This is a genomic window from Lactococcus sp. S64, from assembly GCF_016516525.1.
GTDB lineage: Bacteria > Bacillota > Bacilli > Lactobacillales > Streptococcaceae > Lactococcus > Lactococcus lactis.
On the sequence record NZ_JACVUQ010000001.1, the window covers coordinates 155,183 to 172,451 of the forward strand.

Sequence of the window (17,269 nt, forward strand, 5' to 3'; positions counted from 1 at the left end):
ATTTATAGAATATTTTGCTATAAAATAAAAGTAATTATAGCTCTCACAAAACCGCTCTCTACATAATAAGAGCGGTTTTTTATTGCAAAATATGCTATAATTATTCTAACTGATTTTTAGTTATAAAAAAGCAAAAAGAAAGTTCAGTGGATGAAAAGTGAATTTCAAACCAGTTTAGGTCCACAAGAACTCTTATAAAGGAATCAAAATGAATCTACAAGAAATGAACGCGCGTAAGGAAAAAATTCGTAATTTTTCGATTATCGCCCATATTGACCACGGAAAATCAACACTTGCTGACCGTATTCTCGAGCAAACTGAAACTGTTTCAAAACGAGAAATGCAAGCCCAACTTCTTGACTCAATGGACCTTGAACGTGAACGCGGAATTACCATTAAATTAAATGCTATTGAGTTAAATTATAAAGCCAAAGATGGTGAAACTTATATTTTCCACCTCATTGACACGCCGGGTCACGTCGATTTTACTTATGAAGTTTCACGAAGCCTTGCTGCCTGTGAGGGAGCAATATTAGTTGTTGATGCCGCACAAGGAATCGAAGCCCAAACCCTTGCAAACGTTTATCTTGCTTTGGATAATGACCTTGAAATTTTACCAGTCATCAATAAGATTGACCTACCAGCTGCTGACCCAGAAATGGTTCGTCAAGAAATTGAAGATGTGATTGGTTTAGATGCCTCTGAAGCCGTTCTTGCTTCAGCCAAAGCTGGGATTGGTATTGAAGAAATTCTTGAACAAATTGTTGAGAAAGTTCCTGCCCCTCAAGGTGAAGTTGACGCTCCGCTCAAGGCTTTGATTTTTGACTCAGTTTATGATGCATATCGAGGCGTTATCCTTCAAATTCGGGTCATTGACGGCTCGCTTAAAGTTGGGGACCGTATTCAATTGATGAGTAACGGTAAAGAATTTGATGTCACAGAAGTTGGTATTTTCACACCAAAAGCTGTTTCTCGTGATTTCTTGATGGCTGGAGATGTTGGTTATGTAGCTGCATCTATTAAAACCGTTGCGGATACACGTGTCGGAGATACCGTGACCCTCGCATCAAATCCAGCAACTGAGGCCCTAAAGGGTTATAAAGAAATGAATCCAATGGTATTTGCGGGGATTTATCCAATTGAATCAAATAAATTCAATGACTTGCGCGAAGCCCTAGAAAAACTTCAATTAAACGATGCTAGTCTTCGTTTTGAACCTGAAACATCGCAAGCGCTTGGTTTCGGATTCCGTTGTGGTTTCCTCGGTCTTTTGCATATGGATGTCATTCAAGAGCGTTTAGAACGTGAATTTGGTATTGATTTGATCATGACCGCGCCATCCGTTGTTTATCATATCAATACAACGGACGGTGAAACCCTTGAAGTAGCCAACCCATCAGAATTCCCAGATCCTACGCGCATTGAAAACATCGAAGAACCATTTGTTAAAGCTCAAATCATGGTACCAAATGATTTCGTTGGTCCGGTTATGGAATTAGCTCAACGGAAACGTGGAATTTTCCTAACAATGGATTATTTAGACGCAAATCGGGTCAATATCATATATAATATTCCATTGAGTGAAATTGTCTTTGATTTCTTTGATAAACTTAAATCATCAACTAAAGGTTATGCCAGCTTTGATTATGAGATTTCTGATTATCGTCCATCAAATCTTGTGAAAATGGACATTCTCTTAAATGCTGAAAAAGTCGATGCCTTAAGTTTCATTGTCCACAAAGACTTTGCCTTTGAACGCGGGAAAGTCATTGTTGAAAAACTTAAAAAACTCATTCCACGTCAACAATTCGAAGTGCCAATTCAAGCGACTATCGGAAATAAAATCGTTGCCCGTTCAGATATTAAAGCTCTTCGTAAAAATGTATTGGCCAAATGTTATGGTGGAGATATTTCCCGCAAACGAAAACTCCTTGAAAAACAAAAAGCCGGTAAAAAGCGGATGAAAGCCATTGGTTCAGTAGAAGTCCCTCAAGAAGCCTTCTTATCTGTGCTCTCAATGGATGAAGAATAAAACATCTTAAAATCAGCATCAAGGTGGTTTTTTGTTACAATAAAAGAAGTAGAAAAGAGGTAGAAAATGAAAATATTTATCGTTGGAAGTACCGGACGTGTAGGTAAAAGTTTGCTTAAATCTCTCTCAATAACGGACCATCAAATCTATGCTGGAGCAAGAAAAGTTGAGCAAGTTCCTCAATATAATAATGTAAAAGCGGTTCATTTTGATGTTGATTGGACACCAGAGGAAATGGCCAAACAATTACATGGAATGGATGCAATTATTAATGTTTCAGGCTCAGGTGGAAAAAGTTTATTGAAAGTTGACTTATATGGGGCTGTCAAACTCATGCAGGCAGCTGAGAAAGCAGAAGTTAAACGATTTATCTTACTAAGTACGATTTTTTCTCTTCAACCAGAAAAATGGATTGGTGCCGGCTTTGATGCATTAAAAGATTATTATATTGCTAAACATTTTGCTGATTTATATCTTACTAAAGAAACAAATTTAGATTATACAATCATTCAACCTGGATCATTAACAGAGGAAGAGGCAACAGGATTGATTGATATTAATGATGAGGTTTCTGCAAGTAACACGATAGGAGATGTGGCAGATACTATCAAAGAATTAGTGATGACCGATCATTCAATTGGAAAAGTCATTTCAATGCACAATGGAAAAACGGCGATTAAAGAAGCTCTTGAAAGTCTTTAAACTTTTCTTAACATTTAAAAGATACTTAAAAATTTAAGTATCTTTTTTGATTACAGTAAAAAATTGACAGGAGAGTCTGTAATATTTTATAATTTTAATGACGCTTAAAAGAAAGCGCTAAACAATAAATTGTCAATGTCCGCGATTTATTCAAAAAAATTTAAGGAGTTTTATGGACACAAAAAAAATTAGATGGTTTACCGTCGCATTCATTGCCTTTAACATGGTTTGGGGAATGGGGAATGTTGTTAATAACTTTGCCCAACAAGGAATTACTGTTGTTACCTCATGGCTGTTAATTTTGGCTTTGTACTTTATTCCCTATGCACTTATTGTTGGTCAACTGGGTTCAACTTTTAAAGATAGTAAAGGTGGGGTCAGTTCATGGGTTGAAAATACCAGTACAAAACGCTTGGCTTATTATGCCGCATGGACTTATTGGGTAGTTCACATTCCTTATTTGGCTCAAAAACCACAAGCGATTTTGATTGCTTTTGGTTGGGTGGGTCAAGGAAACGGAAATCTGGTTAATCAGATGTCAATGACCGCTGTTGCTCTGGCTTCCTTAGCAATTTTTTTAGCTTTCTTATGGTTGTCAACAAAAGGGTTAAATACTCTGAAAGTGATTGGAGGGCTTGCGGGAACAGCAATGTTTGTTATGAGTTTACTTTTCATTGTCATGGCGATTGGAGCACCTTTTATCGCAAAAGATTTCCACATTGCAACGCCTGACATGGGAAATATTAAAACTTATATCCCTAAATTTGACTTTAGTTATTTCACAACTATCTCAATGCTAGTTTTCGCTGTCGGTGGTGCTGAAAAAATTTCTCCTTATGTTAATCAAACGAAAAACCCAGCAAAAGAATTTCCAAGAGGGATGTTTTTGCTTGCTGGAATGGTTGGTATCTGTGCCGTCTTAGGTTCGATTGCCATGGGAATGATTTTTTCAAGCGGTAATTTACCAAATGACTTGATGGCTAATGGTGCTTATGCAGCATTCCAAATTTTAGGTCAACACTTTGGTGTCGGAAACTTTTTAATGATTGTTTATGCTTTAACTAACGGTGTAGGACAAATTGCTGCCTTAGCTTTCTCTATTGATGCGCCATTACGCATTTTACTTGCTGATGCTGACCCAGAATTCGTTCCAGCATGGTTGCGTAAAAAAACGAACAAAGGAACGCTTAAAAATGGTTATACATTAACAGGGATTCTTGTTAGTATCATTATTCTTTTACCATTACTTGGAATCGGAGATATGAATGAATTGGTTAAATGGTTGACTAATTTAAATTCAGTTGTGATGCCAATGCGTTATCTTTGGGTCTTCTTTGCCTTCGTTATGTTAAATCGGGCAGTAAAACATTTTCAATCTGAATATAAATTTATCAAACAAAAACGTCTAGCCATGATTGCTGGTGCTTGGTGTTTCCTCTTTACACTCATCGCCTGCGTGTTAGGGATGGTTCCAAAATTGGACTATGCTGCTAATCCATCTGCATGGTGGTTCCAACTTGCATCGAATATTTTGACACCAATTGTTTTAATTTTACTAGGTATGCTTTTGCCTTTCATTGCTCGTCGTGAACAACGCAAAACAAATGGTCTTGATTTAAATTCGCTCAATGTGGAATAAAGCCAGATTATCCCTGATTTTTTCAGGGTTTTTTTGATGTATATTTTAGAATAAAACAAAAGGATAAGTATTCTTAAAAATATCTAAGGATTAATTGTAAAAACTAGTCTATATCTATGAGAAAAGCTGACTTTTCGTGCAAAATTTGGTATAATATAGATAATCTGTTTGTCAATTGGGGCAAACTCTTCCGAAAGCAAGAAAGGAAAGTAAAATTTCATTTTAATGAGATTTTACAAGGCAAACATGCAAGACAAAAATGTTATCAATGTCAATTTAGTTGAGGAGATGAAGACGTCATTTCGTGACTATGCAATGTCAGTTATCGTTGCACGGGCACTTCCTGATGTACGTGATGGTTTAAAACCCGTTCACCGTCGTATTCTCTACGGAATGAATGAACTTGGAAATACTCCAGATAAACCACATAAAAAATCAGCACGTATTGTCGGTGAAGTTATGGGTAAATATCACCCACACGGAGACAGTTCAATCTATGAAGCAATGGTACGTATGGCTCAATGGTGGTCTTATCGTCATATGCTTGCTGACGGACACGGTAACTTTGGTTCAATGGACGGAGACGGTGCCGCAGCGATGCGCTATACCGAAGCTCGTTTAAGTAAAATTGCCATGGAAATGTTGCGCGATATCAACAAAAATACCGTTGATTTCATGGACAATTTCGATGGTACTGAACGTGAACCGCTCGTTTTACCTGCTCGTTTTCCAAACCTTTTAGTTAATGGAACCACAGGGATTGCCGTTGGGATGGCAACAAACATTCCACCACATAATCTGGGTGAAACAATTGATGCAGTAGATATGCTCATGGAAAATCCAGAAGCATCAGTTACTGATTTAATGTCTGTGATTCCTGGACCTGACTTCCCAACAGGGGCTTTGGTTATGGGTAAATCTGGTATTCGCCGTGCTTATGAAACTGGTAAAGGTTCAATTACATTACGTGCAAAAACCCACATTGAAGAAATGGCTGGTGGAAAAGAACGTATCGTTGTGACTGAATTACCTTATATGGTCAATAAAGCGCGTTTGGTTGAACATATTGTTCGTTTAAACCATGAAAAACGAATTGAAGGATTGACTGCGGTTCGTGATGAATCCAACCGTGAAGGAATTCGCGTGGTTATCGAAGTTCGTCGTGACTTATCAGCACACGTTATCTTAAATAATCTGTTCAAACTAACAAGTTTGCAAACTTCATTTGGTTTCAATATGTTGGCGATTGAAAAAGGAATTCCTAAAATTCTTTCTTTGAAAGAAATCTTAGTTGATTATATTGAACATCAAATAGAAGTTGTTGAACGTCGTACAGCCTTTGATAAAGCACGTGCAGAAGCACGCGCACATATCTTGGAAGGTTTACGTATCGCTCTTGACAATATTGACCGTATCATTACAATTATCCGTGAATCACAAACGGATGCCATTGCACAAAAAACAATGATGGATGAATTCCTCCTCTCTGAAAAACAATCGCAAGCTATTCTTGATATGCGTTTGCGTCGTTTGACCGGATTGGAACGTGATAAAATTGAGGCAGAATATCAAGATTTAGTCGCTTTGATTGCTGACTTAGCCGATATTTTGGCAAAACCTGAACGTGTTAAGAAAATTATTCGTGAAGAATTAGAAGAAGTTAAACGTAAATTTGCTGACAAACGTCGAACAGAATTGTTAGTTGGTGAAGTTCTTACTCTTGAAGATGAAGATTTGATTGAGGAAGAAGATGTATTGATTACTTTATCAAATAAAGGATATATCAAACGTCTAGCTAATGACGAATTCCGTGCCCAAAATCGTGGTGGACGTGGTGTTCAAGGAATGGGAATGTCTGATGATGACTTTGTTCAACATTTGGTATCTACATCAACACATGATCATTTACTCTTCTTTACAAATCTTGGACGTGTTTACCGAATGAAAGGATATGAAATTCCTGAATACGGTCGGACAGCAAAAGGATTGCCAATTGTCAATCTCCTCAAGCTTGATGACGGTGAAAAAATTGCAACAATCATCAATGTTGACCGTGACCAAGCGGCGAAATATCTCTTCTTCACAACACGTAATGGAATTGTTAAACGAACTTCAACCAGTCAATTTAGCAATATTCGGACAAATGGTTTGAAGGCTTTGAAACTCCGAGATGGTGATGAACTGATTAATGTGCTTAGAACTTCGGGTGAAGATGAGGTGATTATCGGAACTCATTTGGGATACTCAGTTCGCTTTAAAGGTGCAGTTGTTCGTGATATGGGACGTGCAGCAGCCGGTGTTAAAGGGGTTAACCTCAGAGAAGGCGACTATGTTGTTGGAACTTCACGAATTGATGATAGTCAAGAAGTTCTTGTCATCTCAGAAAATGGTCTTGGTAAACGAACTCAGGCTTCGGAATATCCAACAAAAGGCCGTGGTGGTAAAGGGATGAAAGTCATGAATGTCACAGAAAGAACTGGTAAATTAGCTGGTTTAACTGCTGTCAATGGTGACGAAGATTTGATGGTTATTACAGATACAGGGGTTATTATCCGTACAAATGTGGCTAACATTTCTCAAACTGGTCGAGCTGCCCAAGGGGTTAAAGTAATGCGACTTGATGATGAAGCACAAATTGTAACCTTTGCACTTGTAGATCCAGTCATTGAAGATGAAGAAGTTGATGCGCCAGAACTTACTGATGAAACAATTTCTACTGACAATAACGAAGAATAATTGAAAAGAAAGTCTGCCAGTTACTGACAGACTTTCTGACTGAATAAGATGGTGCTGACAGGTCTGTCAGTAAAAATTAGAGAATGAAAAAAATAATAATTTGGGTTCTAGCAGCACTTAGTTTAATTAGCTTAAGTGCTTGCGCTAATGGAAAATCTAGTCAAAAAGATAATCGTAATTTATTAACGTCACCAATTAATAAAGACGTGACGACAATGGGAACTTACATTAAAGTCACTGTTTATGACAAAGGAAAAGAAGCTGCAGTTGAAAAGGCTCTAAAACTTCCTGTTGAATACAATAATTTAACAACCGTTAATCAATCAGGTTCACAAATTGATGAGATTAACCAAAATGCAGGAATTAAACCTATCAAGGTGAATTCAAATGTATATGAATTAGTTAAAGCTGGTTATAACTATTCAGCTAAAGATTTAGGTTATGATATTACAATTGGTTCACTGACAAGTCTTTGGAATATTGGAATGGATAACGCTAGAAAGCCTGCTCAATCAGAAATTGATCAAGTTTTGCCTTTAATTAATTATCATGACATAAAATTTGATGATAAAAATGAAACAATTTATCTGACACAAAAAGGCGCTCGTTTGGACTTGGGTTCCATTGTCAAAGGGTTTGTTGCCATGAAAATGGTTGATTCACTCAAAAAAGATGGTGTTACCACAGGGATTGTCAACTTGGGTTCTAGTTCGATTTATGTGATTGGTCATTCACCGAGAGGTGCTGACAGTCCGTGGACAATCGGAATTAAGAATCCAAATGATCCAACTGGGACTCAAATGGGGATTATTAAAGCTTCTAATGAGCACGTCAATACTTCAGGAATTTACGAGAGATATTTAGAAGTTGATGGGCATAAATACAGTCATATTTTAAATCCTAAGACAGGCTATCCTTTTGAGAATGATATTGCCAGTATCACCTTGTTAATTTCAGGAAAAGATAAGACCAATGGTGATGGTTTGTCAACAATGATATACGCTATGGGAACTAAAAAAGGTTACGAATACGTTGAAAAGTTGAAAAACGTTGAGGCTGTATTTGTTGATAAAGATAATAAGGTTTATATCACACCTGGACTGAAAGACAAATTTCAGCTTTCAGATAAAAAAACATTTGAAGTTGGTAATATTACAAACTTAAAATAATTGTTTAAATCTTGCTATACGCAAGATTTTTTTGTAAAACAATTAAAACTTTTGACTCAGAACTTAAAGCATGATACAATGAATAAAAAGAGTACACAAAAAGACAAGGTGGGTAAAATGGCAGAGCGTAAAAAAACTAAAAGAGGAAAATATAACTGGCTGTTAAATACGTTTATTGTTCTTCTATTTATAGTAGGGTTAGTCTTAATTTTTAATAAGCCAATTCGTAACATGTTGATTGCAACAAATAGTAATAAATATCAACTTCATAATGTTTCACAAGAAAAGATAGAAAAAAACAAAAAAGCTGATGTGAGTTTTGATTTTGCTGCGGTAAAATCAGTAGATTTTCAATCAGTCCTTACCAACCAGTTTAATAGTCAACCTCTACCTGTAATTGGTGGTATTGCAATTCCCGAATTAAATATCAATCTTCCTATCTTTAAAGGGGTTGGAAATACTTCACTTTTATATGGAGCGGGAACAATGAAAGCTGACGAAGTCATGGGTGAAGGTAATTATAGTTTGGCTGGTCATAATATGACTGGATTTACTTCTGACTTATCTATCTTATTCACTCCGTTAGAGAAAGCAAAAGCAGGAATGACAATTTATGTGACTGATAAAGATAATATTTATCAGTATAAAATTGATAAGATTGATGTAGTGACGCCAGAACATGTTGAAGTAATCAATAATAGTCCAGGTAAAAAAGAAATCACTTTAGTAACCTGTGCTGATGCTGAGGCAACTCATCGAATCATTGTACATGGAACTTTTGTAGATAAGACATCTTACGATAAAGCAACTGATACCATGAAAAATGCATTTGAAACCAAATATAATCAAATTAAAAATTTCTGATTTAAGAAATCTAAATCAAAAAGTTCCGTGAAACTCACGGGACTTTTTGATTTCAAAGTAATTGATTAAAAATGAGAATAGGAGTATAATTCTATTGTAAAATAAAGTAAAAAAAGTAATTTAAATAACATATTGTGAATGAAGATATATTTTACAAAATTATAGTTCAAATCGTAAAAGCAAATGCAACAGTCGTCATAAATTAAACAAAAAGGGAAAAACAAAATGAATGAAGAATTATATAATTTTTTACTGGGGAAAATATTTTATTTTTGTCAATTGCCAAGCTATACAAAATGGGGAATCTGGTCATTTGAACCTGACGGTAAGATAAAAGGAATGCATAGTGACTTTGAACAAAAATGGAAAATTGAAAATGAGCGGCTATTAATTTTAGATAGTCAAGGGCACGTCACTTGTATTTTTGAAGGTCAGATAGAAAAAATGCAAAAAAGTCATTTGCTTCGTCCAGGAATGGAACATTTTCAAGTTGCTTTGATTGCTACTGATTTAATCGGTTATGATTATTTTGATAGCCTTTGCCCGATTGAAAATGATTTAGTTGCAGCATGTATGGAAACAGGGTCAGTGGCAAATGAAAAACTACGTCAGCTTCTTTTAGAAGATAAAACCATTGACGGTTATTATGCCGGTCGGGCTTATGCTGTTAAGAGAAAAGATTTAGAAATTGGATTAAAGCAATATAAAGGAGTTTTTTATGATTTAGAGCTTTCGCAAAACCAGCCTGATTTTTTTACTAAAAAACTTTTGGTTTGGTTCCCAGGACTATTGAGCTACAATCACGGGAATGCTCGGGAAAACTTCTTTCCTAATCCTTTTGAAGGAATTACAGACTCTATTGCTAAAAATACAGTGGTATTAAGAATTGCCGATAGTAATTTAATTAATGGTTCTTATTATCTCAACACTCCCAATTTTAGAGATTATGAACAAAATATTCAGGAATTAATCGCAAAAACAGCCGAAGAAGAAGGGATACTTAGGGAGAATATACTATGTGCCGGTTCTTCCCGCGGGGGTATGGGTGCACTTTACCATGGATTACTTGGAAATTATGCACTTGTATCAATGGATCCTGTCGTAGATCGTAGTCCCTGGTTGCAATCTGCTGATGTTCAATTAATGTTTGATTGTATTCCTGTTTCATTCGTAGATAAGCTCAATCAATTATTGGAAAAAACAAATTTATCAGCTGAAAAAATACAAGTAATAACAAGCCCTCAAGTTCCGATTACTTATCCATTTATTATTCAATTAAAAACTTGGAAGTTAGCACTTAAAACTTATCGTATGAAGTTGGCAGATGAACAATTTGATTATCAGCCCTATGGTGGGAAAATGCATGGAGATTTTGTAAATCGTAATATCCCCCTGCTCTTGATGAAAATTAATGAATTTCTTTATGGATGCGATTCAATAGAGAATACGATAGATGAAAAAACCTTGTAAATAATCAAGGTTTTTGATTATCCTCCAAATATAAAAATGGATGAAAAATTATTGAAAAAATGATATGATAACGACATATATTAATTATTTTTGGATAAAAGTTATTTGATAGAAGGAAGTTATGAAAAATAAAAAATCAGCTAAAGTTAAGCAAGATAAGGTAAAACAAAGATTAAAACGAGTAAAACCATGGCAGGATAAGTCTGCAAAACTTCTCGGGCATTTATTACAATTTGCCTCAATTTACGCTTTAATAGTTGGGATTGTCGGCTGGTTGATGCCTCCTGTTCAAAAACTATTATCTGGTTTCCTCTATCTTTTTGCCCTTCCTACCGATTTTAGTATTTTTAATGCAATTGTTCTATTTATTTTAGCAAGCTCAATTCGACACCGGAGAAGATTGGCACTTTGGATAGAAATTATCTATTTCCAATTAGCTTTTGTTGCATTTGGTCTTATTTTCTTATTGGCCTATTTCTTTGGACTTGTGACCAAAGAAGCACTTGACATGTCACAATTTTCTATCTTCTCACTTTTATTTGTTATTCTGGGAGTAGTTGTTTCTCTTGCGACAGCTGTATTAATGATTTTATCTCGAAATGCCTTCCCAACAAAAATTGTGAATGGCACTTGGTGGAAAGGTATAATTATTGCGGCTGTAGGATTTGTCTGCTCTATTATTGGCGGAGTAATCGTTTCATTTTTAACTTTCCATGGTTCTGTATCCTTAGCTCAAAGAATTGCTTACGTTTTTAGAGAATCTGTCAGTGATTTCCGTTACCTTCTTCCTTTTGGTCAGGAAATTTTCCCGTACAGCTCTGGAAATAATATTTGGGTCAGTACTACGATTTCAGTCATAATGCTTCTTGGTTTTATCAGCGCATTTCTCATATTCACGCGCTCTACTCAAAAAGAACTTTCGGCAAATGCAAAACAAGAACTAGCAATCCGTCAGCTAATTCTAGATTATGGTGATAATGACTCACTTGCATACTTTGCGACTCGCAGAGATAAGAAAGCTATCTTTTCTAAAAATAAAAAAGCTGCCATCACGTATCATCTTTTTGGAGATGTTTTGTTAGCCAGCGGCGACCCAATCGGAGATGAAAAATCATGGAAAAGTGCGGGAGAAGCATTTCTCAACCTTGCACGAGCACAGGGCTGGACACCAGGCGTTATTGGATCCTCTGAAGCAGGAGCAAAAATGTACGCTCAATTAGGGCTGAACGCAACTGTATTCGGGGATGAAGCGGTCGTTATCGTTCGTGACTTTTCTATTGAAAATCCAGCCATGCATGATGTTGCACAAGTTATGCGTCGTGCAAAAAGAGAAAACTATCAAGTCAAGATTCGTCGCCAGGCTGAAATTCCTGCTACAGAACTTAGTGATTTAACCAAATTAACAGAACAATGGCGAAATGGTGATGAACGTGGTTATTCAATGGCTTCAAGTCGATTTGGTGATCCAACAGACCAACAAATAATGATTGTAACAGCATCCGATGCTGCTGGAAAAGTTCAAGGAATTTTATCCTTTGTTCCGGTGGGGTCAGATAAACTGTCGCTTGATACGATGAGACGTTCTCCTGAGGCAATGAATGGAGCTGTCACTTTCATGATTAGCAGTTTGATAGAAGCAGCTAAAGAAAAAGAGATAAGCGAAATTAGTTTAAACTTTGCAGCAGCACGGCAATTCTTCATTAACGGAGAAACATTGCAAGCCAATGCCTTAGATAAAGCGGCACGAACTGTAATGAAATTCTTTTCGCGTTGGTACCAATTGGAATCACTTTATCGTTCAAATGATATTTACTTGCCAGAATGGCGAACTCGTTATATTTGTTATGATAATGGCGGTTCTCTTACTTCAGTTCTTTTTGCAATTGGCCAAGCTGAAGGATTTGTTCCGACGAATATCTTTTCTAAAATCAAAAGTTTCTTTTCACGAGATTATGACCCTAGAACAGAAAATCGCTGGTGGAAAAAATCAGATTTCATCAAAAAGGTTCATCGACTTGAAGAAAATAAACGATTGGAATTATTGAATGAAGCTGGTCATGATGACAGTTATCTAAAAAAATTAAATGATCTTAGAGAAAATGGCATTCCACCATTTAGCCTTCCCGATAGCGAAACTGAATCAGTAGAAACCCTTAGAAATAAATTTGAATCAGTTGATGAATTTGATGAAAAAGAATATAGCATTCATGGGAAGTTAATTAGTTTGCGTGGCCGAGGCGCAATGCAATTTGCAGATTTGGCAGATAATCAAGCAAAAATTCAATTGGTTATAAAACGTGACACTCTTAATGAATATGCTGAATTAGAAAATCGTTTAGAAAATTTTGCAATATGGAAAAAAGATGTGACCGTTGGTGATAGAGTATTGGTTAAAGGAACGCTGATGCGCACGCAAACAGGTGAATTGAGTCTACGGGTTAACTCATGGAAAATGCTTTCTAAAACACTAAGAGAACTGACAGATATCGAAAAAATAGACCATACAAAATTTATTGAACGGACAGAATATTTATCAAGAATTAGAAGAGATTTGCTATCAAACAGATTTGTTGAAGTAGATAAGCAGGATTATTCGGCATTGGCTGCGGGATATGATAAGGTATTTTCTATTCAGAATTCAAAAGTAACAGTTTTATGGGCTTATCAATCAATTGAATCCTTAAAGAACCTTCTTAGTAATCTACTTGAAGATGAAGTTCTAATGGATTTATCAGAAGTTTTTCCAGACCCTGAAGCTAATGAAGATGCTTTGCCAGAGTTAAAAAGAGCGCTCAGTTATGGTTTGCCTGCTTTTGCAATGGCAGAGTTCTATTTACCAACTGAAGCAGCTGATTTAGGAGTAGATTCAGAAAATGAAAAAAAGTAATTACTTAATCATTATTGCTATTTGTGCTGCCTTATTGTACAATGCTTGGATTCTTGCATTTTGGTTAAATCCAACTGTAGTTAACTCAAGTCTTTTGAGTGGACTTTCTGCACTTAATCAACCTTATCATCAATTATTCACCTTAACAGATATTCTTTTCGCTTGTTTTTCTTTGATACTTGCGTGGGGACTTTTTAAACAAAATGAAAGAGAAGACAAACGTCTTCTCATAATTTTTCTTTCGATTGCGGGATTTGGTGCAGCAACAGGCTTAGCTACACTTTTTCCTTATGCTGATATTGCTCACAGTGAGGGAATTCCTAATCCTCTTAAAGCACCTGAACTCTTTTTACATGACGGATTAAGTGTTTTAGCCTTATTATTTATTCTTACAGGAGTGATTTTTTCACTTTTAGTTTATCGAAATAAATTTGTTTTCCTTTTGGCCATTGCTTTTGTAATTACAACTTTGCTTTCTTTCATTGCGGGTGCAATTCCTCAGTTAGTAGGCCCTCTTGGTCAGCAGATTAATGGGGTGCTTGGTGGTATATGGATAGTCTTTATTTGTTGGAGAGTTCTGAACGGCACTTCAAAAGAAGTTCGTAAGGAGAACTGACCGTACGCACAGGTGATAATTTAAGGAGTAATCTAGCAGAAATAAAGCCAGAAAAAGCCGCAAATAGATGACCCATATCCCAAATACTATGTTCAACGAATAACGGAAGTAAGATAAATAGTCCTAAAATTATAAGTCCAATATAAAACATTCGTTTTCTCATTATAAGAATGGCAGCAGCGCAACCAGCAACTAAAATATATGAAACACCAACATCAGTTGCCATTGCTAAAGAACTGGGAGCACGTCCGCTATTTATTGCCCAAAGTTCAAGAAAAATAGTAGTGAGACTGGCTAAAATATGACCAGACAATGTGATGACAATCATTCTTGGTGAACCATATTTTCGTTCTGCCCAAGCAATAACGGTCCAAAAAAGGACAACATAAATGAGGAGACCTGCTCCGTTATCCGCAACCCAAAAAGCACTATCAAAAAAAGTAGAGATTGGTTTATCAGAAACTCTGGCTATACTTGTTGAAGAATGGTTCGTTAGAATGTTAATTAAGTGTTGCGGTGCAGTTCTTTGAACTAGCGTAAAAGCGCAAAAAATGGCGGTATAGGTAAATGTTGCAGGGGCTGACTGAAGCCATTTTGAAAGAAAATGAGTATAGACAGATAATTTTCGAACCTCATCGTGAATTTTACGAGAAAAATGAGCTAAAAATTTTAAAAAATACCAAGTACAACATAAAATTAATACAGTTGATAAAAAAATCATAATTTATTCCTTTTCTTTTTATTATACCATTAAAGCTTATGGAGGGGTTAGCATATTTATTAGGCTTAGACCATAAAAATAGAAGATTATAAGAGGCTCGCATTAAGTGATTTACTTATGATATAATTAATAATGATTTGCAGCTAGGAGAATAAAATGAATCCACTATTACAAGGAATGAACGAAAAACAAGCAGAAGCGGTCCAAACTACAGAAGGGCCTTTATTGATTATGGCAGGAGCTGGTTCGGGTAAGACTCGTGTCTTAACTCATCGAATTGCTTACTTAATTGATGAAAAAATGGTTAATCCTTGGAATATTTTAGCGATTACCTTTACAAATAAAGCAGCAAAAGAAATGCGGGAGCGTGCTTTATCACTTACTCCAAGAGCACAAGATACATTAATTGCGACCTTTCACTCAATGTGTGTACGAATTTTAAGGCGTGATGCTGACCATATTGGTTATAATCGTAATTTTACAATTATAGATCCAGGGGACCAAAAATCGTTGATGAAACGAATTTTGAAAGAGGCTAATTTAGATCCTAAAAAATGGGAACCCAAAGGGCTTTTAAATGCGATTTCAAATGCTAAAAATGATTTATTAGATGAATCAGCTTATGAAGCTCAAACAAGCGCTAGACATCCATATGAAATGGTTGTTGCGCGTGTTTATAAGATTTACCAAAAAGAATTACGAAAAGCAGAATCAATGGATTTTGACGATTTAATCATGCAGACGTTGCGCCTTTTTGATGAAAACCCGGATGTCCTTTCTTACTATCAAGGAAAATTTCAATATATTCATGTTGATGAGTATCAAGATACCAACCATGCACAATATCAGTTGGTTAAACTTTTAGCCAGTCGTTTTCAAAATATCTGTGTCGTTGGGGATGCTGACCAATCAATCTATGGTTGGCGCGGAGCAGATATGCAAAATATCTTAGACTTTGAAAAAGATTATCCAAAAGCTAAAGTTGTTTTGCTTGAAGAAAATTACCGCTCAACAAAAACAATTCTTGATGCGGCAAACAATGTTATAAAAAATAATTTAAAACGTCGACCAAAAGAACTCTGGACGCAAAATGATGCTGGAGATAAGATTGTTTATTTTCGTGCTGGAAATGAACAAGAAGAAGCAAATAAGGTTTCTGAAATTATCACATCAGGCATTCGTTCCGGACGTTCTTACGCTGACTATGCTGTGCTTTATCGGACTAATGCTCAGTCTCGGACAATTGAAGATTCTTTTGTTAAATCTAATATTCCCTATACAATGGTTGCGGGAACTAAATTCTACTCACGTAAGGAAATTCGTGATGTTATTGCTTACTTAAATGTAGTAGCAAATCCAGCAGATAATATGAGTTTTGAACGAATTGTTAATGAACCTAAACGAGGAGTCGGTCCGGGGGCATTAGAAAAATTACGTCGTTTTGCTGACAGTCGTGGACTTTCTTTAGCAGATTCAAGTTTTGATATTATGTTATCCGATATTCGTGGAAAAGCGGCTGGTGAGATTTACAATTTGGCAATGGCCTTTGATTTGTTGAGAACCCATAGTGAAAGTTCAACAATCACAGAATTAGTTGAAGAAATGATAGAGCGTACTGGCTATGTCAAAGCTTTGCAAATGATGCCAAGTATCGAAAATCAAGCACGAATTGAAAATATTGAAGAATTCTTGTCAGTAACTAAAGGGTTTGATGAAAAATCAGAAATTCCTCTAGATGAAGAAACGGGAGAGCCAATTGTTGAAACTGGCTTAGATAAGTTGAGCCGTTTCCTTAACGAAGTTAGTTTGCTTTCTGAAACAGATGCTTATGAGGAAGAATCTGACCAAGTAACAATGATGACCCTGCATGCGGCAAAAGGTTTGGAATTTCCAATTGTTTTCTTAATTGGAATGGAAGAAAACATTTTTCCTTTATCACGGGTAAATGAAGATATTGATGAGTTGGAAGAAGAACGTCGTTTGGCTTATGTTGGAATTACACGGGCAGAAGAAACGCTCTACTTAATGAATGCCAATCAACGTGTGCTTTATGGTAAAACGAATTATAATCGTCCCAGCCGTTTTATTTCGGAAATTGATGATGAATTACTAGAATATGCTGGTATTGCTCGTAAAGCAAATTCAAGCTTCAATGCTTCTTATAAATCTGGTGGTTTTGCCAGTGGGATCTCGATGTCAGATGCGCTTCATCAAAGAAAAGCAGTCATTAATCCAACTGCAGCTCAAGTGACGATTAATAATTCTGAAACAGAAGATTGGCAAATTGGCGATACAGCGATTCACCGTAAATGGGGCGAAGGTATGGTATTAGGGATTTCTGGTTCTGGTAAAAATATGGAACTCAAGATTAATTTCCCAGAAGTCGGAATGAAACGTTTATTAGCAGCAATGGCTCCAATTGAGAAAAAATAG

The 17,269-nt window shown here is 36.1% G+C and carries 11 protein-coding genes; 10 read left to right on the forward strand and 1 reads right to left on the reverse strand.

All coding sequences use genetic code 11. The features are described from left to right. Window positions 1-208 precede the first annotated feature (208 nt). The 9 genes from lepA (at window position 209) to IAE51_RS00795 (ending at window position 14,115) form a co-directional block, all read left to right on the forward strand. Complete coding sequence (gene lepA, locus IAE51_RS00755; protein ID WP_033899449.1) at window positions 209-2,032, forward strand: translation elongation factor 4; 1,824 nt, start codon at window positions 209-211, stop codon at window positions 2,030-2,032. Between the two features lie 66 nt (window positions 2,033-2,098). Then, window positions 2,099-2,734 carry an SDR family oxidoreductase gene (locus tag IAE51_RS00760; protein ID WP_200094479.1) on the forward strand — a complete coding sequence of 212 codons (636 nt, stop codon included), beginning with the start codon at window positions 2,099-2,101 and terminating at the stop codon, window positions 2,732-2,734. 172 nt (window positions 2,735-2,906) lie between these two features. Beyond that, on the forward strand, window positions 2,907-4,373 hold the full coding sequence (locus IAE51_RS00765; protein WP_200094481.1) for an APC family permease: 1,467 nt from the start codon (window positions 2,907-2,909) through the stop codon (window positions 4,371-4,373). 246 nt (window positions 4,374-4,619) lie between these two features. Next, on the forward strand, window positions 4,620-7,109 hold the full coding sequence (gene gyrA / locus IAE51_RS00770) for a DNA gyrase subunit A (RefSeq protein ID WP_010905763.1): 2,490 nt from the start codon (window positions 4,620-4,622) through the stop codon (window positions 7,107-7,109). 83 nt (window positions 7,110-7,192) lie between these two features. After that, window positions 7,193-8,278 carry an FAD:protein FMN transferase gene (locus IAE51_RS00775; RefSeq protein WP_012897724.1) on the forward strand — a complete coding sequence of 362 codons (1,086 nt, stop codon included), beginning with the start codon at window positions 7,193-7,195 and terminating at the stop codon, window positions 8,276-8,278. Between the two features lie 117 nt (window positions 8,279-8,395). After that, window positions 8,396-9,142: a class A sortase gene (locus IAE51_RS00780; RefSeq protein ID WP_200094483.1), complete on the forward strand. Its 747-nt coding sequence runs from the start codon at window positions 8,396-8,398 to the stop codon at window positions 9,140-9,142. Window positions 9,143-9,367: 225 nt separating this feature from the next. Beyond that, complete coding sequence (locus tag IAE51_RS00785) at window positions 9,368-10,612, forward strand: XcbB/CpsF family capsular polysaccharide biosynthesis protein (protein WP_200094485.1); 1,245 nt, start codon at window positions 9,368-9,370, stop codon at window positions 10,610-10,612. A 121-nt stretch (window positions 10,613-10,733) separates the two neighbouring features. Then, window positions 10,734-13,499, forward strand: a complete 2,766-nt coding sequence (locus tag IAE51_RS00790; protein ID WP_200094489.1) for a phosphatidylglycerol lysyltransferase domain-containing protein — start codon at window positions 10,734-10,736, stop codon at window positions 13,497-13,499. Then, entirely contained in the window at window positions 13,486-14,115 is a 630-nt protein-coding gene (locus IAE51_RS00795) for a DUF998 domain-containing protein (RefSeq protein WP_180259620.1), read from the forward strand. Before IAE51_RS00790 ends, IAE51_RS00795 begins: the two co-directional genes overlap by 14 nt. Here IAE51_RS00795 and IAE51_RS00800 read toward each other — a convergent pair. Further along, complete coding sequence (locus IAE51_RS00800; protein WP_200094493.1) at window positions 14,060-14,836, reverse strand: rhomboid-like protein; 777 nt, start codon at window positions 14,834-14,836, stop codon at window positions 14,060-14,062. The two genes, IAE51_RS00795 and IAE51_RS00800, sit on opposite strands and share 56 nt — an antisense overlap. A gap of 156 nt (window positions 14,837-14,992) precedes the next feature. Here IAE51_RS00800 and pcrA point away from each other — a divergent pair, with 156 nt between their 5' ends. After that, complete coding sequence (gene pcrA, locus IAE51_RS00805) at window positions 14,993-17,269, forward strand: DNA helicase PcrA (protein ID WP_200094496.1); 2,277 nt, start codon at window positions 14,993-14,995, stop codon at window positions 17,267-17,269.